The organism is Fulvivirga sp. M361 (assembly GCF_007097395.1).
In the GTDB taxonomy this organism is placed as follows: domain Bacteria; phylum Bacteroidota; class Bacteroidia; order Cytophagales; family Cyclobacteriaceae; genus Fulvivirga.
Map to the genome: position 1 here is coordinate 17,463 of NZ_VKDC01000016.1, position 21,834 is coordinate 39,296.

Below are 21,834 nucleotides of genomic sequence, written 5' to 3' on the forward strand. Positions count from 1 at the left end.
CCATGAGTTGGGCCCAATACCCTTTGTTACGTGTCACGGCGGTTTATATTTTGGGTATTCTTATGGGCATACATGTGCCTGAAGTAATGGCGCCATCAGATATGATGTGGGCAGTGGGTTTACTAACGTTATTGGCGATATTGTTCAGGGTTTTGACACGCAAAAGAGTGTTTTATAGACTTAACCTGTGGCTTTCCCTAACATTATTTGCCGCCTTCTGCCTTTACGGTTATGTTACCACGCAGCTATTCAACGAAAAGAACCGACCAGATCACTTTTCCCGGGTTGACAATATCACAGCCTATCAGGTTCAGATTTCCGATGATGGACAGGTTAAGTCTAAAACGTATCGGTTTTTAGGAGAGATACACGCTGTGAAGGACAGTGTGAAGTGGTACAAGGTAAATGGGAAAGTTTATGTATACTTTCCAAAAGACACCATTGAGCCAAGGCCCCGTTATGGTGATATCTTACTTGTTAACGGAAGGCCAGATGTGGTTTTACCACCGGGCAATCCGGGAGAGTTTGACTATAAACGGTTTTTGGCCTATCAGAATGTTCATCATCAGGATTTTATACAGCATGACTGGTATAGGTTAGAGGCTGGTTCCGGCAACGCTATAATGACATTGGCTTATCAGTTAAGAAGCTGGGCTTCCGATCAGTTCAGTACCCATATCTCCGGCCCAAGAGAGCGCCATATCGTACAAGCCCTGGTGCTGGGAATTAAAGATGGATTGGACCGTGAATTGACTAAAGCTTATGCAGCTACCGGAGCGATGCATGTATTGGCCGTTTCAGGATTGCATGTTGGAATTATTTACCTGATCGTTGTAATGATCTTTGGAAAATTTAAAGATAAAAAATATACACGATGGATCTTTGCCTTGTTGAGTTTAACAGCGCTTTGGTCTTACGCCATGCTTACAGGTTTTTCACCATCTGTACTTAGGGCAGTTACTATGTTCTCTTTCATAATTGTTGCCAGAGTCACAAGAAGACAAACAAACATTTACAACACTCTGGCGGCTTCGGCATTTCTACTTTTATTATATGATCCGTTTATGATTATGTCCGTAGGGTTTCAGCTATCTTATCTGGCGGTGGCTGGTATTGTTTTCTTTCAGCCCAGAATATACGGACTGTGGAGTTTAGAAAATTACTGGTTAGACAAACTATGGTCTATGACAGCTGTTGCGATTGCCGCTCAAATAGCCACTTTTCCTTTGGGTTTACTTTATTTTCATAAGTTTCCGGTGTTTTTTGCCGTATCTAACCTTGTGGTGATACCTGGTGCTTTAGCTACATTGGTTGGCGGACTTTTAGTTCTGGTCACTAGTTGGATACAGCCGGTGGCAGTATTTCTGGGTGATTTACTACAGTTCATTGTTACGGGGATGAACTATGTTATTTTCATTATTGAAAGGCTTCCCTATGCCCAGGTCAATGACATTTACATCAACCCATTACAAGCAGGGATGTTGTTTGGGCTCATCCTGTTTTTTACGCTTGCCACAGTATTTAAAAAGCCGGTCTATCTCTATGCTTTCACATTACTTTTTGCAAGCTTCATTTTTAGTGCCGGAGTTCAGGCGTATCAAAACTCTATACAGTCTAATTTGACTTTTTACAATATTCGGGGGCATACAGTTATAGAGGCTCTCTCAGGACAGGATGCGATGATCTGGGCCGACAGTTCATTAATGAATAATAGAAACAAACTGGATTTCCATGTTGGTACGAATCATATCAGATCAGGGATCACTAATGTCTCTTTCAATACAGGAATTCGTGTTGATCAAAGAGGCCTGGAACTTATCACAAGCCATGGTAAAAGCATTCTTTTGTTAAAAAAGACTCCTTCTAATCTAAAACTCAAGGAACGGGTAGAGGTTGATTACATAATTTACACGAGGTTATGTAAAAAAGACCTGGGGTGGGTGCGTGCTAACTTTGAATTTGACTCCCTGCTATTAGATGGATCACTATTTAAATGGCAGGCAGAAAGATTGAAGCAGGAGGCTGATGATCTGGATATTCCCTATCATTCCATCTTCCATCAGGGCGCTTTACAAGTGAATATTTAAAAAATTATAAGCTACTTATAATCTGTGACTTAGTCTGAAATGTTGTTTCTGATGTTAATAGAGTGTGTAAATAAGATAATTGTGTTTAAGGTTAAACGCCTAATAATTGTTACTTTCATTGTTATATCAGGGATTACCCTGAGTGTATTTTTTTAGCTATGGTGACACCCCCGTTACATGCAATCGGGCATTTTCTAATTTTTATATAAGCCACACAACTAAACCACATTTTATCATGAAAAAAGTAAGAGTGACATTTTATTTGTCGATGCTCCTGATGCTTTCCGGCAGCTTTTTGGGAATGGCTCAATATTCAGGAGACACCTGGGAGTCCGTTAAATCTAATGGATCCGGTTCTATTTCTTTAGCCTATGTTGAAACGCCTGGATTTGTCTACAAGGATGCCGGCGGAAAGCTGACAGGCATTTGTGTAGATATTATGGATGACTTTGTTAGTTACATAAACAGCAAATACCAGGTAAGTTTGACCACTAAGTACGTCGGAGACGGTGCAAGCTTTGGAGGAATGTATAACAAAGTCAAAGAAAGCGAGGGAGGTGTAGTGGGATTAGGTAATATCACTATTCGCGAAACACGTAAAAAGGAGGTTAAATTCAGTCCTCCCTTTATTACAAACTTTGCTATACTGGTTACTCAGTCTCAGGTACCTACACTGAACAGTATAAAGAATATTAATCAAACGTTTAAAGGCCTTACGGCATATGCTCCAAAAGGGACTACCAATGAAAAAAGGCTGGAGGATATTAAAAGTAAGTACTATCCCGGAATGGTAATTAAATACGCTACTTCAAGCCCTGAAACACTTAACCAGGTGCTGGCAGACAAGAATGGCTTCGCATACCTGGATTTAGCATTTTACCTTGACGCAATCCAAAAAAGAAAGCCGATCAAGCGACATCCTATAGGTGATCAGAGCAGTGAGCAGTTTGGTTTCATTATGCCAATGAATAGTGACTGGCAGCCACTAATGAATGAATTCTTCAATTCAGGAGGAGGATATACTAACACTATGCCCTATAAAAAGATATTGGCTAAGCACCTGGGAGATACAGGCGTTAAACTTTTGCAGACAGCGAAACAATAGCAAAGCATATAGTATTATCTTGAAATAAATTTTGTATTTTTATTTTAAATGAATTTATTAACCTCTTTGCTTGCACAGGCTGTTCGTAGAACAGCCTTTTTTATTTTATAGAATAAGGATTGGGAAAACGGTTTTAATTTTCGTCCACTAAAGAATCTACTGGTGTCAATTCCTTAAAATCTGTAAAGCAGCGATTGACAGCTATTGCGATTTCATATTCGGAAGCGGGACCCAGGAAGGAATTATCGAGTTTGCAGAACTCCATGAACTCTTCCACTTTATCTTTTGGAAGGCCGGTTAACTCTATGACTACGGCTTCATTATATTTTGCCCGGATTAGTTTTTGGTAGTTTTGTTGTCGCTCGTATTTGGCAAGTTGCTTACGCTCCTTTACTTCTTTACTGAATTTACTATGGAGAAAGCTTATTGGACTACCAATGGAAGGTTTTACTTCTTTTTTAGGGCCATAATAAAATCCTGGTACCTGTAGTTGTATACCCCTTTTAGCTTCCTGGATAGGTACCTTAGTTTCCAGTAGTGCTTTTTTTAATGCCTCTTCATTCCTGAACGCAAAGACATCTACAGCTTCCAATTCCATACTGGAAGTATTTAACTCTATAGTCACTTCCAGGCGTATGGAGGTGATCTGTTCTTTGAGCATAAAAGCATAGGTTTCAAACCCAATGGCAGAGATCAACAAAGTATCTGTTTTCTCCATGGAAATCCAGAACCTTCCCTGGGTATTACTTACTGTTCCCTGATTAAGGTGATTATTTACCACATGGACATAGGGTACAGGCTCCTGTGTTTCTGCATTGATGATCTCTCCTGTAATTTCTACAAGTGTCTCCTGACCAAAGACATCGTGCACTAGAATGCAGCAAAACAATATCAAAATTATACGCACCATCAAGTTTAACGAATAATTCTCAAAAATGATATTTGAAAGGTAATTGAAGTAAAGTTTAATTAGAACTATTGAATGTATATATTTACCCATCAAAAATACTCTGCATGAAATATTTTTACACTTTTTGCATTGTTGTCTATAGTAGTTTTTGTTTGGCTCAGGAGTTTAATGGCAGGTACAGGTTGGTTAACCTCGGCCGCAAAGTAAATACAGGTCATCACGAAGCCGCACCAGTGGTTTCTGCTGATGGTAAAACCCTTTACTTTTTTGTAAGTAACCATCCTGACAATACGTATGGAAAAGATGGCAGTCAGGATATTTGGTATTCAAAACTTGATGAAACAGGTCATTGGGGACCTGCACAACATTTGGGTAAGCCATTGAATAACAGCAAAGCCAACCAGGTATTTACAGTGATGCCAGACGGAAATACGCTGCTGATACGGGGTGGGTCTGGTAAGAATTCAGCAGGTTTTTCTTTTACCCATCGTAATGGCGATAAATGGTCAAGCCCGGAAGAAATTAAGGTAGCTGACTTCAAGAAAATGAACCAGGGGAAGTTCTATGGAGCTACCATGTCTTCTACCGGTGATTTTATGATTTTGTATTTCAATGAAAAAGAGAAGTCCACTTTCAGTGACTTATATATGACCAAAAAATTAGGTGACGGGAGTTGGTCCCGTCCGGTAAAGTTAGGCGGCGCCATTAATACGGGGCGTGATGAATTTGCACCTTACCTTGCGCCCGATGATAAAACCATGTATTTCGCCAGCAACAGAAAAGAGAACAGCATCGGGCAGATGGATATCTGGAAAACAATACGACAGGATGATACATGGCTTAACTGGTCAGACCCCATAAATGTAGGTCGACCTCTCAATACAAGAGCATTTGACAGTTATATGTCTGTGGATACCCATGGTAATATTTTTACCACACAATCAGGAAATACAATAGACGGAGGTAACCTGGATATTTTTCAATTGGAAGAACGACCGGTGACCATAACCCTCAAAGGACTGGTGACAGATCGGAAGACGAACGATGGTATAGGAGCGCGGATGCTGGTGTCCCATGAAGGAAAAGTAATGGATACGGTAATAGTAGAAAATGGTATAGGAACATACGCTATGAAGTTGCCGGAGGAAGGAAGTTATTCTTTTGCTTTGACCAGCGAAGGGCACCATCCCACAGAAGGAGACCTCTCTATTGTGAATGTGATTAATGATACGGTGCTGTTAAAAGATTTTAAGATGGAGCCTGTCAAACGTAACGCAATTTTATCAGGGACGGTATTCGATGCCAAGACAAATGAACCAATATCAGCAAGAGTTGAAGTGACCTTCAATACTGACAATCAAAGGGTTTATCGTAAGCGAGTAGAAGAAGGGTACTATGAAATGGAACTGTCTAAAAAGGGTTGGTTTGGGATTTCTGCTACTGCGGAAGGGTATATCAATGGTAATGACAGCATAAATTATGGTAACGATGGACAAACGTTGCTCAGTAAAGATATCTATTTGAATATCATAGAAGTGGGTACTACAGTGCGTTTGAATAATATCTTTTTCGACTTTGATAAAACAACATTGAAGTCCGAGTCTTTTGTTGAACTGGATAAAGTGGTAGAGTTTTTGACAAACAATTCGTCTGTTGAGATTGAAATAGCCGGGCATACCGATAGTAAAGGTTCTGATGATTATAATCTAAATTTGTCACAAGGTAGGGCAGAGGCCGTAGTTAACTATCTAATACAGAATGGTGTTGATGACTATCGCCTGGAGGCGCGCGGTTATGGTGAGACTGTTCCTTTGGAAACCAATAGTACAGATGAAGGAAGGGCTGTTAACAGACGTGTGGAATTTACCGTATTGAAAAAATAAGCAGGTAGTAATGCCTGGTAAAAGCAGCTTGAGTATTCTTGAGCTGCTTTTTTGGTTTAAAAGCGACATCTACCAACTGCCGGTCACCGAACCTCATTTCTATACTAGTGTCGTGTCAATGCTCAATTGACGTTTAGAGTTAGATTATAAACGCTATTTGCAGATTGCCTACTGCCTACTTTAAGAATGAGACCTAAAAAATAGTGTAACCGCCATTTGAGGTGTGACATGACACTAGTATACTAGGCTCTAAGCTCTTCCATAAAGAGATCAAAATTAGCTTTCAAGACTTATTTCATCCCAATCCCTGGTTGACCATAGCGAACTGGATGAAAATATAAAGTTGGATGGCTGATCCAAAAATTATGGTAATGGCCAGGGTAATCTTATTCTGGTTATCAGAATACATCGTGAAGTAAGCCATATTGGCAATGAGCATCAGAGGGATCAGGTAAGTAAATATTGTGTAGATATAGTATGCTGGGTTTATGCTAAGTATTTCATTTTTTAACTGAAAATCAGCCTGTTTCAGTGTTTTTAACAATGGGGTGGATACAATTTCTGCTCCACTGACCTCGCCCAGTTCCAGGTATTGCTCTTTTTTTACTCGCATACGAAATCCATCAAACTGAACATCATCATATTTATAGATAACCTGGTTTGACCTGCTTTTTTCAATTACTTTGTAAACAGCTATTACCTTTTTCTGCGTCCTGTGTTCCGGTAGATAATAATCTATGAGCAGTAAGAGGTTTAATAGCATTATGACAATAGCAGCATAATTGAAGTAGGTATATAGCTGTTTTAACAAGCGTTTTTGCTCCTTTTTAGCCTCACGTGCTTTCTCTTGTGCATATGCTTTAGCTTTCTCTCTCCATGCGTCATAGGCTTGTTCCCTTGGGTCAAAATTATAACTGATGGATTCATTGTTGGGTGCAGGCCCTACTTCTGTGAGAAATTTGTAGGCCTCATGTATTTCGATAAAGCGTCTTTCGGCTTCCGGGGATTTATTGACATCGGGATGAAACTGTTTTGCCAGTTTTCGGTAGGCTGCTTTGATCTCAGCGGCACTCGCACCCGGTTGTACTTCCAGCCTGTCAAGGTAATAATTGGTCATTCTATGAACGACTGCTCTTTAAGCCACCGATGTTCTTCCAGCTGCATAAGTTCTGCCTGCCGGATATCGTATCCATAAATGTCGTCACGGAATTGCATCACACCTTCGTCATCTACCCAGGCAGTAAAGTAAACTACATGAACAGGTGTTTTTTCCTTGAGGATCGTACTTTCCGGTGTGTGCTGTGACATACTGGCTTTTATTCGTCTTACATCCCACTTCCTGTCATTTAGCAAGTACTTGGCCAGTAATTCCGGTTTTTCAACACTTATGGATGAGTAGTTGAATGCTCTAAAGGAAAAATCGAACAGCGAGGTAGTGGAGGCATCACATAAGAAGAGGTCCTCACTATTAGGCATGGCAAATTTGATTTGCCCGTGTATGTTGTCATTAGGTCCGGGAGGATGTACGGCCCTGTAGTCGTTATTGATGATTTTGAGGTCTTTCCATTGGATGGAGCGAATATCCAGGGGGCGCTCTCCTTTCACATCCGACCTAGCGTAAAGTCGATAGCCTATTTTATCCAGGTATTCAGGGTTTTCTTTTACTTTAGGCAATATTTTTCGATTAAATGCCTGGTCAGGTACAGACCATGAAGGACTGAAAGTGATGTATTCCACCTGGTCATGAAGAATAGGAGTCTGATGATCCGCCTTTCCTACGATCACTTTCAATGCATCCATCAGTTTTTCCTTTTTGTAGATCTTTACCATAAATTCAGGAATATTCACCAATAAATGAAGATCACCCAAATCATCAGGCAACCATCGGAATCTTTCCAGGTTGATCTTTATCTGGTCTACCCTTTCTTCCACAGATACATTCATAGCAGCTATGGTCTCTTTATTTAAGAGTCCGTCAGGTGCCAGACCATGACGTTTTTGGAATGTACTGACTGCGTTTTGCAGTTCCGGGCCATATACATATTCCGTTGAAGTTTTTGCCAACCCCTTTTTGTAATCGTTTGTATAAAAAAGCCGTTCTCTAAGCAAGTAGATCAGTTCATGGGATTCACCAGGATACATTCTGACAGAGTCAGGGATCAAAGGCCAGCCACCTTCTTCTTCAATGGAGAGGTAAATAGCCAGCTTTTTTCTCAGGTTGTCATAAGCTTGTCTTTTGGGTATGATCAGCCGGACGCCTTCCTTGAAGCCTTTATCCGCCAGGTAGAGAGATAGTTCTGTGTGCTTTCTGGAAGAGTGCCAATATTCGCCCAGGTCGGAGGCCTCTATCTGCCCATTGTACAAATGCCATGCATAAGTAATGTATGCGGCAGAAAGCATTATATCCAGATGGATAACTTGGCTAACATTCACCTCGGACGAATAGATATAGACCTCACTTATCAGGTTTACCAACTCGTCCAACTGGTAGTTTTCTGAAAACAAACCATGTTCTTCACATAGTGCGAGTTGGTTCAGCAACGTTTTAGCTTCATTGGTAGGTGAGGATAAAGTACTCCATACCAGGTTATAATCATTTAAGCGGTAATACGTTTTCAGTTCTTTAAAAAGTATCCGATGAAAGTGAGGGTCACGAATATATCGCCTGGAGTCGATAGTATCAATACTGGCCAGCATGTACTGCTGAACGAGTTCTTTAGGGACTTCATTAACCTCCCCAAGGCTCTCCACATTTTCTTCTATCGCACTGCTATCATTACCAGTCTGCACTATGACCGTTTTTTGGCCGCATCCACATAAAAAAATGCCCGGCAAACAGAGTAAAATCAGGCTGATGTTTATTCCTAATTTCATTGTTATTAAGGTATTAGCAACTCTTTCAATATGCAAAGATAATAGAATAAATTATCTTAAATGACGACAAAAATTTTCATGTCCCATCCGGTTAGGTGTTATCCGTAACGTTTTTTAAAGTATATGATTAAAAAGTAATAGAGTTTTACTTTCATACCTTTTGGGTATAATCTGATCTATTATTCACTGATAACCAGGGGGTAATAATCTAAGTCAGTTTTTTAGCCTGGTATATTTTCTTACTCCGTAAACTTTCTGACCTCGACGCGTAATACTATATCCTTCTTCTTGAAATTGGAGTGGATCTTACAGGAGAATCTCACAATTTACTTCTGGTATTAGTTTTATTTTACTCATCAATTCATTGCTTGGGTTCACCTTGTACTTGCGCGACATTAGTTCCACAGACATTTTCTCTTCCATGTCCACCAGGTTAAGGTGAAAAGAGCACTCACCTTTGAACTCAGTGCATAGTGTTTCAATCTGTTCGATCACATTTTCGCTGATCTCATTTAAGTTGACATTGACTTTTACTCCTTTGGTTTTTTTATCCCTGAGATCGTTGAGTATGTCAATGCTTCTTATCTTAAATTCCAGTCGGTTGTCACCCCATTTTTGTTCTACCACGTTACCCTGTAGGAAGAGAAACCAACCTTGCATCAGGTACTCTTTGAATTTGATATAGTCATCACCAAATAGAAAAAACGTAAAGTTGCCATTATAATCTTCCAGTGTTAAGGTTCCAAAAGGTTTACCCCCTTTAGTGGTGCGATGTGCAAAGGATGATACAATTCCGGCCATTCGTATTTCTTTCCCCTGAAGTGCGGGTAGGTCATTGAGTTCATTTAGTTCAGTGTTGCAAAAATTGTCCATTTCAAAACCAAACTTGTCCAGCGGATGGCCTGATATATAGAGACCCACCACCTCTTTTTCAATGTTTAATTTTTCAATATCGCCGAAAGGTTCTATAGGTGGTATCGTTGGCTTGGGATTTTCCATGCCACTCGCCCCACCAAACAGTGAAGCCTGGGCACTTTCTGCTTCCATTTGCATTTTATTGGCATATTTGATCACTTTCTCGATCAAAGTAGTATCATTTTCTGCGGCATGCAGGTACTGCCTTCTGTGGTACTCTTCGAAACAATCAAATGCACCTGACATAGCCAGGCACTCAAAAGTTTTTTTGTTGACCTGTCGCAGGTTTATGCGCTCCGCAAAATCGAAGATGTCCTTGAAAGGTCCATTAGCCTTACGTTCTTCTATGATCGCTTCTACCGCAGCTTCACCGGATCCTTTAATGGCACCTAAACCAAAGCGTATCTCTCCATCCTTATTTACGGCAAAGTCCTTATAAGATTCATTGACATGAGGGCCCAATACTTTTATCCCCAGGTTTCGACACTCTTCCATAAAGAAGGTGACTTTTTCTATATGACTCTGGTTATGGGTGAGCACCGAAGCCATATATTCTGCGGGATAATGCGCTTTTAGGTAAGCGGTGTGGTAAGCTACAAGTGAGTAACAGGTGGAGTGAGACTTATTGAAGGCATAAGCCGCAAAGGCCTCCCAGTCTTTCCAGACTTTTTCCAATATTTCGGGGTCATGACCATTTTCCTTACCGCCATCTATGAATTTGGGCTTTAATTTTTCCAGCAGGGCAAATATTTTTTTCCCCATTGCCTTTCTCAGTACATCGGCGTCACCCTTTGAAAAACCTGCCAGTTTTTGAGAAAGTAACATTACCTGCTCCTGATAGACCGTGATACCATAGGTCTCGGCCAGGTTTTCCTGCATGTCAGGGATGTCATAAGTGATCTCTTCATCCCCGTGCTTTCTGGCTATGAAATTGGGGATATATTCCATCGGGCCAGGGCGGTAAAGCGCGTTCATTGCGATCAGGTCTTCAAACTTATCAGGCTTGAGAGACCTAAGATGTTTTTGCATCCCGGGTGACTCAAATTGGAACGTACCGTTGGTTAATCCTCTTTGGTATAATTCATACGTTTTTTGATCATCAAGGGCTACGGCATCCATGTCAATATCCACACTGTGCCGGGCTTTTATGATCTTAAGTGCTGATTTGATGATGGTGAGTGTTTTGAGCCCAAGAAAGTCCATCTTAAGCATACCTGCATTTTCCACCACACTGTTATCGAACTGTGTTACCAGCATTTCAGAGTCACGTGCTGTAGATACGGGCACAAATTTGGTGAGGTCATCAGGTGTTATAATTACACCACATGCATGGGTACCTGTATTTCTTACAGACCCCTCCAATACTTTCGCCTGGTTCAATACTTTTGCTTTCAGGTCAGTGCCTTTGCGCACTCCTTCCAGTTCCTGTACTTCTTTGAACGCTCTGTCCAGTGTGGTACCTGGCCTTTCAGGCACCAGTTTTGCGAGGTCATTGGCCTCCATTAAAGGCAGCTCCATAACCCGCGCTGCATCACGTATACTGGATTTTGCGGCCATAGTGCCGTAAGTGATGATCTGGGCTACCTGGTTCTTACCATATTTGTCGATCACATACTGAATTACCTTATCACGACCTTCATCGTCAAAGTCAATATCAATATCTGGTAATGAAACCCGATCAGGATTAAGAAAACGCTCAAACAGCAGGTCGTAGGCAATCGGGTCTACATTGGTGATCCCGATACAATATGCTACAGCGCTTCCGGCCGCAGAGCCACGACCCGGGCCTACTGAAACGCCTATTTCACGTGCTTTCCGAGTAAAGTCCTGCACAATAAGGAAATAACCTGGATAACCGGTATTGCGGATGGTATCTAGTTCAAAGTCCAGACGTTCGGTAATTTCGCTGGTCACTTCATCGTAACGCTCCCTTGCTCCTTCATAGGTAAGGTGCCGCAAGTAGGCATTTTCTCCTCGTTTCCCACCATCTTCTTCATCCTGTGGGTCTTTGAACTTATCAGGAATATCAAAAGCCGGAAGCAGCACGTCCCGGTCAAGCTTGTATTCTTCAATTTTTCCAATTAGTTCGTTCAGGTTACGTATCGCTTCAGGCACGTCGCTGAAAAGCGTTTTCATCTCATCCTGTGATTTGAAATAATACTCATGGTTCGGAAACCCAAAACGGTAGCCACGTCCTCGTCCAATGGGGGTAGACTTCATTTCACCCTCTTTCACACAAAGTAAAACGTCATGTGCTTCCGAGTCCTGTTCATTGAGGTAATACACATCGTTAGCAGCAATTACTTTAACGTGATACTTTCGGGCGAATGCTAACAGGACTTCATTGACCCTGTTTTCTTCCTCCAGGCCATGACGGATCAGCTCTACATAAAAGTCTTCTTTAAATACTTCCAGGTACCATTGAAATGCTTCTTCTGCCTGGTGTTCTCCCACATTAAGCACAAGAGAAGGTATTTCCGAATAAAGTCCGCCTGTAAGAGCTATTACACCTTCTGAGTATTCCTTTATCAGCGCCTTATCTATTCTGGGGTAAATGCCATAAAGCCCTTCTATATATCCTAGTGAACTGAGTTTTGCCAGGTTATGATAGCCACTTTTATTTTTTGCGAGGAGTACCTGGTTGTACCGTTTGTCAGGATTGTCCTTCGTGAATTTTAATTTCAGACGTTCTTCAGCCACATAAAACTCACAACCAACAATAGGCTTTATTTCATTGTTCAGAGCTTCCCTCACAAATTTAAAGGCCCCGAACATATTGCCCAGGTCAGTGATGGCTACTGCAGGCATATCATACTCTTTGGCCTTGGCTATGATACCCTTGATGTTAGGTACCGCTTGTAGTACAGAGTATTGAGAATGTACATGCAAATGAACATAGGGTTCTTCAATTTTTTCGGCTGCCGTTCGGTCACCCCCTAGTCCGCTCGAAGCCTTTTTTTCCTTTTTAGCAAAATTAGCATCGTCCAGGACCGGCGCTTCATAATGTACCTCTTCCGGTAAAATTCCTTCCTGTGGCTTTACTACTTTTTCAGTGATAAGACCGAAAAAACATTTTGTAGTGGCATCTACGTCATATGCAGCATCGTGTGCGTCACCAAACCCTACACCAAAAAGCTTTTCATGCAGTTCAATCAGCTTGGGAGCTTTTAACCGGCCACCGAGACCTCCTTTAAGCTGGCAGTAGTCAATCGATACTTCGGCAGTGTCTATCTTTTCGAAATCCTGAAGGTCATTTCCTCGTGGTTCCTGTTCGATCCGTACGAATTCAGCGCCAACAATCCTGTTGTCAAAATCAATATTATGCCCGACAACTATCTGTGCTTTTTCAAGGTCCTTTGAAAAAGTTTCCAGCACTTCTTTTAAGTCATGCCCTTCTTCCAGAGCTCTTTTGGTAGAGATACCGTGAATCTTTTCCGCATTATAAGGAATGGTGTAACCTTCCGGTCTTACAATCAGGTTATGGTTGGAAAGCAATTTACCATGTGCATCGTGCAACTGCCATGCGATCTGTACCATTCTGGGCCAGTTATCAAGATCGGTAATAGGTGCAGTATAATTGTGCGGTAAGCCGGTGGTTTCCGTGTCAAAGATCAGGTACATATTGCAAGGTTTGTAGTGGTTCGCAAAGCTGTGATACTTTGCTCAGTTAAAGTTCGTAAAATTTCAGCGAACACCAGAGACACCGGGCGAAATTACATACATTCTTCGGGCTGAAAATTCAAATAGTATTAACCTCAGGAATGAATAATCTGACCAATACAATTTTTATTTTCCGTTAGATGATCTGTCATTCGTGCCGATCAGCGATTTGACTTTGATAAGTCTGCTACAAAAGTCAATCCTGATCTCATCATCATAATAAAAGATCTCCATCTTTTTATACCTATTACCGGAAGGAGTTTTGTAGACCTCTATTTCGCTTTTTTCCAGGTTAATGATCCAGTATTCGGGCAGCCTGGCCGAAGCGTAAAGCGGAAGCTTTATTTCTTTGTCATAAGCATAAGTAGAATCTGATACTTCTATGACGATCCGCACATCTTTGGGCTGAGGGTGATGGTCAGCGTAATAATCATTTTGATATTTCAGTAGTGTGATATCAGGCTCCGGCTCATTCAGATCATTGATCCGGATAGGGTTTTGAATGTTAACAATGGCGTCTTTCTTTATTAACTCGCTAAGAACATTGTTCATTCTCATTACCACTGATGCATGCCTGCTACCTATCGGACTCATTTCAAGTATCTCCCCATGTATCAACTCCACACGGTCCTTATCAGTTAATATACCCGCCTCAGCCATGCTGTAATATTCTTCTACATTAATTAATCTACGAGAAGGTTGTATAGGCATTAGATACTGTTTTTTGATATCCAGCTTTTTACAGCAATGATTTTACCATTGTCAGCGTATGATATGGTGCTTAGACCTTTAAAAGGTATATAAAGTTAACAAGCCTTACAGCACAGACTAATAATATTTGCAATTTATTTTAATCTGCTACTCAAATTTACGCATGTAATGGACACGTACTCTTTGAACATTCCTGATTTTCAAATGACTTATATTACGGGAGGAAAGGTTAACGGACTATCGGTATATAAACCACCTTTTTGGTATCAAAAAAAGGATCACTAAAGTATTCGGAAAGTGAAATAGACTGATAAGGGAGCCTGGATTCTTTTAATTCTTCTTTTAAGTCACCTCCCTTTAAGTAAAGGACACCATTATTGAGTTCATTGAATGAATCTGGGGCAAATTTGCTTTTTATCCACTGATAGAATGGTTTCATTCGGGTGACAGCCCTGCTTACCACGAAATGATATTTTTCAGTAACCTGCTCCGCCCGGGTCTGCTCAGCAGTGACATTTTTCAAACCAAGAGCATCTTTTACCTCGTTAACCACCTTGATTTTTTTACCAATTGAATCCACCAGGTGGAACTGGCACTTAGGAAAAAGTATGGCCAATGGTATGCCCGGAAAACCACCTCCGGTTCCTACATCTAATATTTTTGTGCCTGGTTTGAAATCTATGACCTTAGCAATCCCCAGTGAATGGAGTACATGCCTGACATATAATTCATCAATATCCTTACGGGAGACAACGTTGATTTTTTCGTTCCATTCTTTGTAAAGGCTTTCTAACCGGGTGAACTGGTCTTTTTGTACCGTTGAAAGTGCAGGGAAGTGTTCAAATAAAATATCAGCGGACATAATAGGGATAAGATGGTTTTATGAAATTACTGCTTAGGGCGCCCATGATTAAGCATTTTGATTTGTGGTTTTACTTTTATTTGCGTGAAATGATCCCCGTTTAACCTTGTATGGATGATGTGTGGTTAAAGGTGAAAGCCAAGTTCCTTTTCAAGCACAATACGATTGTCCCTGACCCTAGGATATGAAATTACATTTATAATATTAAAATCATTTTGCAACGCAAATATGAGCATAGGTTTGAGGTAATTCCGGGTCTTGAGCCGGATACGGTCATATCCATTTTTTATGGCCCAGTTTTCTTGATAATCGGCTAGTTTCTGAGCTACTCCCAGTTTTCTGAAAGAAGGTATTACTGCACCCATCCAGCTGTAAAAAGAGCCGTCCTCATCTTTGTCATATCCTACTTTGAATCCTGCCGGTTTACCATTATAGGAAGCTACTAACACCAGAGATTTCTTGCTCTTTAACCTGGTGATATACTCCTCTTCGGGGTATGAATTTTTAAATTCGGGAACCTGCAAAGATAGATTTACTACTTCTTTTATCGTACCCTGATAAATGGTAACACTCCGTAATGGCAATGTCTGAAACTTTTTTGTTACTGATCAGATGTGTTCCTTTTTATTCTTAACCAGGTCATACATAAGTTCTCTGGCACGGTGTAATTGTGCCTTAACTGTACCTAGCGGAGCATCTAATTCTTTGGCAATTTCTTCGTAAGAGAGTTCTTCAAAATAGCGCAACTTTACTAACCGCTGGTACTTGGCCGGCAGTTTTGTGACAAACAACTGTATAAGCTCAATCTTTTGACTTTTAATAGCTTCTTCCTGAGGGTTTAAATTTTTGTCTTCTACATCTATTTGGACAGCCTCTCCGTTATCATCAGTAAATGATGTATCCAGGCTCATCGTTTCCAGTCTTTTCTTTCTAATAAAATCAATGGCATTATTCGTAGCAATTCTAAAGAGCCAGGTGCTAAATGTGTAGTCTTTTTTGAAGCGATGCAAATTTTTGAATGCCTTGGCAAAAGCTTCTATGGTCAGGTCTTCTGCATCGTCCACATTACGTACCATTTTGAGTACCATATGGTATACAGGCCGTTTGTAACGCTCCATGAGCATAGCAAAAGCCTGCTCATCATCTTCTTTGACTGCCTGATCAATAAGCTTAAAATCTTCGAGTGCTTTATCCGAGAACTGCTTTTTTAAATCCATCTAACCTTTTTTGTGCACAAGGCTGTTATACCCACCAGACTGTAATAAATCGCAAAAGAACACTCTAAAATCAGTAATCCTGCAATTTTGAATTGCTCTCCCAGCGCTTTGCATGCCAACATAAACGTAACATGTAGCACTAAAGTTCTTACTAAAAAACCACCAATTATCAAGCTTAGTTCAATTCTAAGCATCCCTAATGAGATTAACAAAACCCAGCTTAATAAATGACTTATCGAAAATAAAGACAAAATGGTTTTGCTCTTGCCAGAGTAGTGCCTGCCTACTGAAAGATGTCTTAACTTTTGTTTGAAAAAAGCCTTGTAGGTGGTTTTGGGAATGGAACAGATAGTGGCTTCATAACCAATGACTACTGAAGTGTTCTCTGCATGAGCATTTTTGTTGATGAAGAGATCGTCGTCCCCACCCGTTACATTTTGATAGCCGTGAAAACCTTTATTTTTCAGGAAAAGTTTTTTTGAATACCCCATGTTACGACCCACTCCCATATATGGGAACCTTGTCATAGCCAACCCTAAATACTGTATGGCTGTCCAAAGCGTTTCAAAACGAATGAAATAATTGAGGAAACCTGGGAGTTGTTCATAACCGGAATATCCTAGTACCACTTTTTTCTTGGTATCAAAACCAGCTGACATAGCCGTTAACCATTGGTCAGACTTGGGCCGGCAGTCAGCATCCGTAAACAGAATATGATCATGTTGTGCGCCTTTGATCCCTAGCGTAATGGCATATTTTTTTCCATCCAGATGCTCGGGCTTATAATCTACCTGTATGATCTTAATACCTTCTTGCGAAGCATAGTTTTCTCTGAACCAGTCTACTGTGTCATCCGTTGACCGGTCATTTACAAGGACCACTTCAAATTCAGGGTGTTGTTGATCAAGTAATAATGGAATGAGCTTTTTCAGATTTTCCTGCTCATTACGCGCACATACCACTACTGAGACCGGTTGTATCGTGGTGTTTTGTGGTTTGACATAACTTTTAAACTTATAACCAAAGATCAAAAGATAGACTAGCTGGACCGTTATTGACGAAAAAAAAAGGATGAGTAAAAAAATGTTAAGTGCCATACTTACAGATGAAAAGCGCCAAATATAGAAGAATTTATGACAATGCTGCTTATTAGATATCCAAATGAGGAAATGTTTTTTTGAGTAATGAAATATACCTGGTATCAGTAAAATACCGCACCTGAGGGTAGCTAGGCATTCCATAGAATAAATTCTATTTTTGCCGCCAATTATGAAATTTGAAATACAGGGAGCAGATAGCAATAGTAAAGCCAGGGCAGGTAAAGTGACTACTGACCACGGTGACATTCTAACACCTATATTTATGCCTGTAGGCACTGCGGGGTCTGTGAAGGCAGTTCACCAGCGTGAGTTGGAAAATGACATTAAAGCGCAAATAATATTAGGGAATACCTATCACTTATACCTGAGGCCCGGACTGGATATTATCGAAAGCGCCGGGGGGCTCCATGCTTTTAACGGATGGCGTAAACCTATCTTAACGGATAGTGGCGGATACCAGGTCTATTCTCTGGCCGATTCCCGTAAGATCAAAGAGGAAGGTGTTACCTTTCAATCACATATAGATGGCTCTAAACACGTTTTTACTCCTGAAAATGTGATGGATATTCAGCGGACTATTGGAGCGGACATCATTATGGCTTTTGATGAGTGCACCCCTTATCCATGTGATTACCAATATGCTAAAGATTCAATGCATATGACCCATAGGTGGTTAGAGCGATGTTGTCATCGATTTGATGCTACGGAAGGAAAATACGGATACAATCAAACGTTATTCCCCATAGTGCAAGGGAGCGTTTATAAAGACCTGCGGAAAGAAGCCGCAGAAACCGTGGCTTCATTTGGCAGGGAAGGCAATGCCATTGGCGGGTTATCGGTAGGAGAACCTGCTGAAATGATGTATGAAATGACCGAGCTGGTCTGCGATATTCTACCTGTAGATAAACCGCGTTATTTAATGGGAGTAGGTACACCGGCTAATCTTTTGGAATGCATAGCTTTAGGCATAGATATGTTTGATTGCGTAATGCCAACAAGAAATGCACGTAATGGAATGTTGTTTACCTCAGAAGGTATAATCAACATTAAGAATAAAAAGTGGGAAGGTGACCATGGTCCCATCGACCCTGAATTGGGTGGATATGTGGATACATTCTATTCACGGGCTTATTTGAGACACCTGATCATGAGTAAAGAGATTTTAGGTGCACAGATAGCGAGTATACATAATTTGACTTTTTACCTTTGGCTGATGAACAGCGCGCGTGAAGAAATACAAAAAGGTACGTTTTTTGATTGGAAGAGTGGAATGGTAGAAAAGGTAAATAGAAGATTGTGATGAATAAAAGTATGGAAGACAGCTTTTTTTATCGCTTTTGTAGCATTATACAGATCAGTAAAAGTTAGAGGTACATTGAAGCTAATTGATAGATATATTCTAAAGAAGTTCCTCGGGGCATTTGTATTCACCGTACTCATTATTGTTTCGGTCATACTGGTGATTGACGTCACTGAAAAAACGGAGAAGTTTGTCAAAGCCGGAGTTTCCACACCGCAGGTGATCGGATACTATATGGACTTTATCCCCTGGATAGCCAATTTCATCACACCCCTTACTACTTTTATAGCTACGGTATTTATTACAGCCCAGTTGGCGGGTAGGACAGAGATCATTGCTATTTTAAGCAGTGGGGTTTCTTTTAAAAGACTACTGGTTCCCTATGCCATTGGAGCTTGTTTAATTGCATCCGTAAGTTTCGTACTTACCGGCTGGGTGATACCCAATTCCAACAAATCCAGGCTGGCTTTTGAAATTGAACATTTAAAGAGCAAGTTTTATTTTAATAAAACCAATATTCATCTGCAAGTAGCTCCTAATACTTATTTGTACATGAGAAGCTACAATAACCAGTCAGACGTAGGATATAATTTTACCCTTGAGAAGGTGGAAGGCACACGATTACTGTCTAAACTTACTGCCAATAGGATCACCTGGGATCAGGAATTGGATAAATGGAAGCTTACCTCCTGGAAGACCATGAGTGTGGATGGTATGATTGAAACAATCGAGGAGGGTAAAAATATGGACACTACGCTGGCCATACATCCGTCTGAATTTGAGAATGATTACCGAAACTATGACGGTATGACCATCGATGAGTTAGATGATGAAATTGATAAACTCACCCTCCGTGGAGCAAGTAATGTGGAGGTTTACAGGGTAGAAAAATACACGCGATTTACGTCCCCTTTTGCTATTTTGATCCTGACCTTTATGGGAGTCATCGTTTCTGCGCGTAAAACACGCGGTGGGGCTGGCTTTCAGATTGCATTGGGTTTCTTTCTGTCCTTTTTATTCATCCTCTTTTTTATAATGAGTAAGACGGTGGCAGAAGCCGGGGGACTTGATCCGCTCGTCGGGGTCTGGATCCCTAATATCCTTTTTGGGTCCATTTCGCTTTTAATGTACAAGTACGTACCGAGGTGATATGGGAGTGGTAAGGGATTATGTGAAGCTTCATTTCATTGTTTTAATATGGGGTTTTACCGCTATCCTGGGTTTGCTCATTTCAATACCGTCTGTAGAACTGGTTTTCTATCGCACGTTGCTGGCAACCGTTATTCTCTATTTTTTGATGTGTTACCGTCAAAGAAATTTTAGGTTAGGCCTATCGGAGATATTGAAAATGATAGGCACAGGAATGCTTATTTCTGCTCATTGGATCCTTTTTTTTGCCTCCGCCCGGGTTTCTACGGCTTCCGTATGCCTGGCTGGGTTAGCTACCTGCTCTCTATGGACCAGTCTCCTGGAGCCGCTCATGGGGAAGAAAAAGGTAAAAATGTTGGAAGTGGGGCTAGGTATGATGGTCATTCTGGGCCTCTATGTTATATTTCGATTTGAATTTGACCATGCCCTGGGATTAGGTATGGCTTTGGTATCGGCATTTTTAGCGGCGCTTTTTTCCGTGATCAATTCCAGGTTCACCAAACGGCATAACCATTACATGATCACCTATTACGAAATGATGGGCGCCTGCCTGGGCACAGTCATGTTTTTCCCCTTTTACAGTATTTATTTCACGGACAGAGCGGGCTTACAATTGGTCCCAACCCTGACAGACTGGTTTTATATCGGCATATTATCATTGATCTGTACGGTTTATGCCTATTCGGTATGGGTGGAACTTATGAAGCGCTTTTCTGCTTTTGTGATCAATCTGACCGTAAACCTTGAACCAATTTATGGTATCGTTCTGGCATTACTGTTTTTTGGTGAGAAAGAAAAAATGCAGTCAGGGTTTTATATTGGTACAGCTGTGATGTTACTATCAGTGCTCAGCTACCCTGCTGTAGATCGATATTATAAAAGAAAAGCAATGCGTATAGACCCGATACGATAGGACATAGTTAAACGGAGTGGTTTTTACGTTACGGCTTTGATATCTACATATCTTATTTTTATTTCTTAGGTTTAACTATAAAATGCTTAAGAACAATAACTTATGGGAGTTGATAACAGAATTTTTAAAATCAGCCATAACGCACTGATCGTTGCCATTCCATTACTATTAATGTTGGCAGTTATTCTGCTTTCTCGATCTGTTTTTTTTCTAAATCATCCGGAAGCGTTATCCAAAGGTATAATCATTGACCTGGCTTTCACTATTCCGTTCCTGTATTTCATTCTTATAAAGAACCGTACAATACCAAATTTTACGGCTGTTACCCTATTTTTAGCCGGGATAGCCATAGCCACATTCATTATCCCAACTGATCAACAACAACTTTTGGATTGGATCAAAACCTGGATATTTCCAATAGTAGAACTAACGGTTTTAGGTATAGTGGTCTTAAAAGTCCGTAAAACAGTTTTACTGTACAAAGCTGCTACCGGAACGAAGCCTGATTTTTTTACAGCATTAAAAAGTGCTACTGCGCAAGTGTTACCGTCTCCGGTGAATACATTTTTAGCCACAGAAATAGCTGTATTCTATTATGCTTTTTTCAATTGGTCCAAAAAGAAGCTGGAGCAGCATGAATTTTCCTATCATAAAAATAGTGGAGCTATTCCAGTTTTAGCCACGATAATACTCCTGGTGGTAGTTGAAGTATTCGTATTCCATGTAGTGATACAGCGATGGAGTGAACTGGTAGCATGGATTATTTCGGGGATTAGTGTGTACAGTGGACTGCAAATAGTTGGCTTGATCCGTTCTATGTATCAACGTCCCATTTCAATCAAAGAAAGTGATAATACATTGGAATTGCGATATGGTATTTTTGGCGAAGCATCCATTGCTTTAGATCAGATAAAGGAAGTACAAACCACTTCATCTTACATGGATACGGATAGTGAGACGATAAGATTATCCCTTTTAGGTGACATGGAGTCTCATAACATTCTTGTTACCCTCCATAATGAGTGTATCCTTCACAGGTTTTACGGAATAAAGAAAGCGTTTACTACTATTGCTTTTTACGTTGATGATCCGGAGCGATTCACTGATGAACTAAGCAATTTTCATATTGGAAAATTATCGGGTTAAGA

16 protein-coding genes are annotated in these 21,834 nt (G+C 40.7%); 7 read left to right on the top strand and 9 right to left on the bottom strand.

Annotated features, from left to right (window positions below):
• Window positions 1-2 precede the first annotated feature (2 nt).
• Window positions 3-2,087: a ComEC/Rec2 family competence protein gene (locus tag FNH22_RS17445; protein WP_143399714.1), complete on the top strand. Its 2,085-nt coding sequence runs from the start codon at window positions 3-5 to the stop codon at window positions 2,085-2,087.
• A 235-nt stretch (window positions 2,088-2,322) separates the two neighbouring features.
• The gene (locus FNH22_RS17450) at window positions 2,323-3,192 is read left to right on the top strand and encodes an ABC transporter substrate-binding protein (protein ID WP_143399715.1); all 870 of its coding nucleotides are present in this window, start codon (window positions 2,323-2,325) and stop codon (window positions 3,190-3,192) included.
• Window positions 3,193-3,325: 133 nt separating this feature from the next.
• Here the strand turns inward: FNH22_RS17450 and FNH22_RS17455 are convergent, their stop codons facing one another.
• Complete coding sequence (locus tag FNH22_RS17455) at window positions 3,326-4,102, bottom strand: carboxypeptidase-like regulatory domain-containing protein (protein ID WP_185154273.1); 777 nt, start codon at window positions 4,100-4,102, stop codon at window positions 3,326-3,328.
• A 104-nt stretch (window positions 4,103-4,206) separates the two neighbouring features.
• Between FNH22_RS17455 and FNH22_RS17460 the strand changes: the two genes are divergently transcribed.
• A complete protein-coding gene (locus tag FNH22_RS17460) occupies window positions 4,207-5,985 on the top strand; it encodes an OmpA family protein (RefSeq protein WP_143399717.1) in 1,779 nt (592 codons plus the stop codon).
• 295 nt (window positions 5,986-6,280) lie between these two features.
• On the opposite strand, the gene FNH22_RS32810 is transcribed toward FNH22_RS17460, so the two are convergent.
• From FNH22_RS32810 to FNH22_RS17500, 8 genes are all read right to left on the bottom strand, one after another.
• Window positions 6,281-7,102, bottom strand: a complete 822-nt coding sequence (locus FNH22_RS32810) for a DnaJ domain-containing protein (protein WP_143399718.1) — start codon at window positions 7,100-7,102, stop codon at window positions 6,281-6,283.
• Window positions 7,099-8,859, bottom strand: a complete 1,761-nt coding sequence (locus tag FNH22_RS17470) for a murein L,D-transpeptidase (protein ID WP_143399719.1) — start codon at window positions 8,857-8,859, stop codon at window positions 7,099-7,101. Before FNH22_RS17470 ends, FNH22_RS32810 begins: the two co-directional genes overlap by 4 nt.
• Window positions 8,860-9,165: 306 nt before the next feature.
• Complete coding sequence (dnaE, locus tag FNH22_RS17475; RefSeq protein ID WP_143399720.1) at window positions 9,166-13,395, bottom strand: DNA polymerase III subunit alpha; 4,230 nt, start codon at window positions 13,393-13,395, stop codon at window positions 9,166-9,168.
• Between the two features lie 165 nt (window positions 13,396-13,560).
• Complete coding sequence (locus tag FNH22_RS17480) at window positions 13,561-14,145, bottom strand: Uma2 family endonuclease (RefSeq protein WP_143399721.1); 585 nt, start codon at window positions 14,143-14,145, stop codon at window positions 13,561-13,563.
• Window positions 14,146-14,374: 229 nt separating this feature from the next.
• On the bottom strand, window positions 14,375-15,007 hold the full coding sequence (rsmG, locus tag FNH22_RS17485) for a 16S rRNA (guanine(527)-N(7))-methyltransferase RsmG (protein ID WP_143399722.1): 633 nt from the start codon (window positions 15,005-15,007) through the stop codon (window positions 14,375-14,377).
• Window positions 15,008-15,132: 125 nt separating this feature from the next.
• The gene (locus tag FNH22_RS17490; protein ID WP_143399723.1) at window positions 15,133-15,591 is read right to left on the bottom strand and encodes a GNAT family N-acetyltransferase; all 459 of its coding nucleotides are present in this window, start codon (window positions 15,589-15,591) and stop codon (window positions 15,133-15,135) included.
• Window positions 15,592-15,615: 24 nt separating this feature from the next.
• On the bottom strand, window positions 15,616-16,224 hold the full coding sequence (locus tag FNH22_RS17495) for an RNA polymerase sigma factor (RefSeq protein WP_143399724.1): 609 nt from the start codon (window positions 16,222-16,224) through the stop codon (window positions 15,616-15,618).
• Window positions 16,215-17,321 (bottom strand): glycosyltransferase, encoded by a 1,107-nt coding sequence (locus FNH22_RS17500; RefSeq protein WP_255518083.1) that lies wholly within the window; start codon window positions 17,319-17,321, stop codon window positions 16,215-16,217. The genes FNH22_RS17495 and FNH22_RS17500 overlap by 10 nt, the downstream gene beginning before the upstream one ends.
• Before the next feature lie 172 nt (window positions 17,322-17,493).
• On the opposite strand from FNH22_RS17500, the gene tgt reads away from it, so the two are divergent.
• The 4 genes from tgt to FNH22_RS17520 all read left to right on the top strand — a co-directional run bounded on the left by tgt (window position 17,494) and on the right by FNH22_RS17520 (window position 21,832).
• A complete protein-coding gene (gene tgt / locus FNH22_RS17505) occupies window positions 17,494-18,624 on the top strand; it encodes a tRNA guanosine(34) transglycosylase Tgt (RefSeq protein ID WP_143399725.1) in 1,131 nt (376 codons plus the stop codon).
• A 75-nt stretch (window positions 18,625-18,699) separates the two neighbouring features.
• A complete protein-coding gene (locus FNH22_RS17510) occupies window positions 18,700-19,773 on the top strand; it encodes an LptF/LptG family permease (RefSeq protein ID WP_143399726.1) in 1,074 nt (357 codons plus the stop codon).
• 1 nt (window position 19,774) lies between these two features.
• Window positions 19,775-20,686, top strand: a complete 912-nt coding sequence (locus FNH22_RS17515) for a DMT family transporter (protein ID WP_143399727.1) — start codon at window positions 19,775-19,777, stop codon at window positions 20,684-20,686.
• 102 nt (window positions 20,687-20,788) lie between these two features.
• Window positions 20,789-21,832: a hypothetical protein gene (locus FNH22_RS17520; protein WP_143399728.1), complete on the top strand. Its 1,044-nt coding sequence runs from the start codon at window positions 20,789-20,791 to the stop codon at window positions 21,830-21,832.
• Window positions 21,833-21,834: the final 2 nt, after the last annotated feature.

What these genes read in the sequence shown, in the direction of transcription:
- FNH22_RS17445 (WP_143399714.1), top strand. Translation starts at nt 3, where the DNA reads ATGAGTTGGGCCCAATACCCTTTGTTACGTGTCACGGCGGTTTATATT.
- FNH22_RS17450 (WP_143399715.1), top strand. Translation starts at nt 2,323, where the DNA reads ATGAAAAAAGTAAGAGTGACATTTTATTTGTCGATGCTCCTGATGCTT.
- FNH22_RS17455 (WP_185154273.1), bottom strand. Translation starts at nt 4,102, where the DNA reads ATGGTGCGTATAATTTTGATATTGTTTTGCTGCATTCTAGTGCACGAT.
- FNH22_RS17460 (WP_143399717.1), top strand. Translation starts at nt 4,207, where the DNA reads ATGAAATATTTTTACACTTTTTGCATTGTTGTCTATAGTAGTTTTTGT.
- FNH22_RS32810 (WP_143399718.1), bottom strand. Translation starts at nt 7,102, where the DNA reads ATGACCAATTATTACCTTGACAGGCTGGAAGTACAACCGGGTGCGAGT.
- FNH22_RS17470 (WP_143399719.1), bottom strand. Translation starts at nt 8,859, where the DNA reads ATGAAATTAGGAATAAACATCAGCCTGATTTTACTCTGTTTGCCGGGC.
- dnaE (WP_143399720.1), bottom strand. Translation starts at nt 13,395, where the DNA reads ATGTACCTGATCTTTGACACGGAAACCACCGGCTTACCGCACAATTAT.
- FNH22_RS17480 (WP_143399721.1), bottom strand. Translation starts at nt 14,145, where the DNA reads ATGCCTATACAACCTTCTCGTAGATTAATTAATGTAGAAGAATATTAC.
- rsmG (WP_143399722.1), bottom strand. Translation starts at nt 15,007, where the DNA reads ATGTCCGCTGATATTTTATTTGAACACTTCCCTGCACTTTCAACGGTA.
- FNH22_RS17495 (WP_143399724.1), bottom strand. Translation starts at nt 16,224, where the DNA reads ATGGATTTAAAAAAGCAGTTCTCGGATAAAGCACTCGAAGATTTTAAG.
- FNH22_RS17500 (WP_255518083.1), bottom strand. Translation starts at nt 17,321, where the DNA reads ATGGCACTTAACATTTTTTTACTCATCCTTTTTTTTTCGTCAATAACG.
- tgt (WP_143399725.1), top strand. Translation starts at nt 17,494, where the DNA reads ATGAAATTTGAAATACAGGGAGCAGATAGCAATAGTAAAGCCAGGGCA.
- FNH22_RS17515 (WP_143399727.1), top strand. Translation starts at nt 19,775, where the DNA reads ATGGGAGTGGTAAGGGATTATGTGAAGCTTCATTTCATTGTTTTAATA.
- FNH22_RS17520 (WP_143399728.1), top strand. Translation starts at nt 20,789, where the DNA reads ATGGGAGTTGATAACAGAATTTTTAAAATCAGCCATAACGCACTGATC.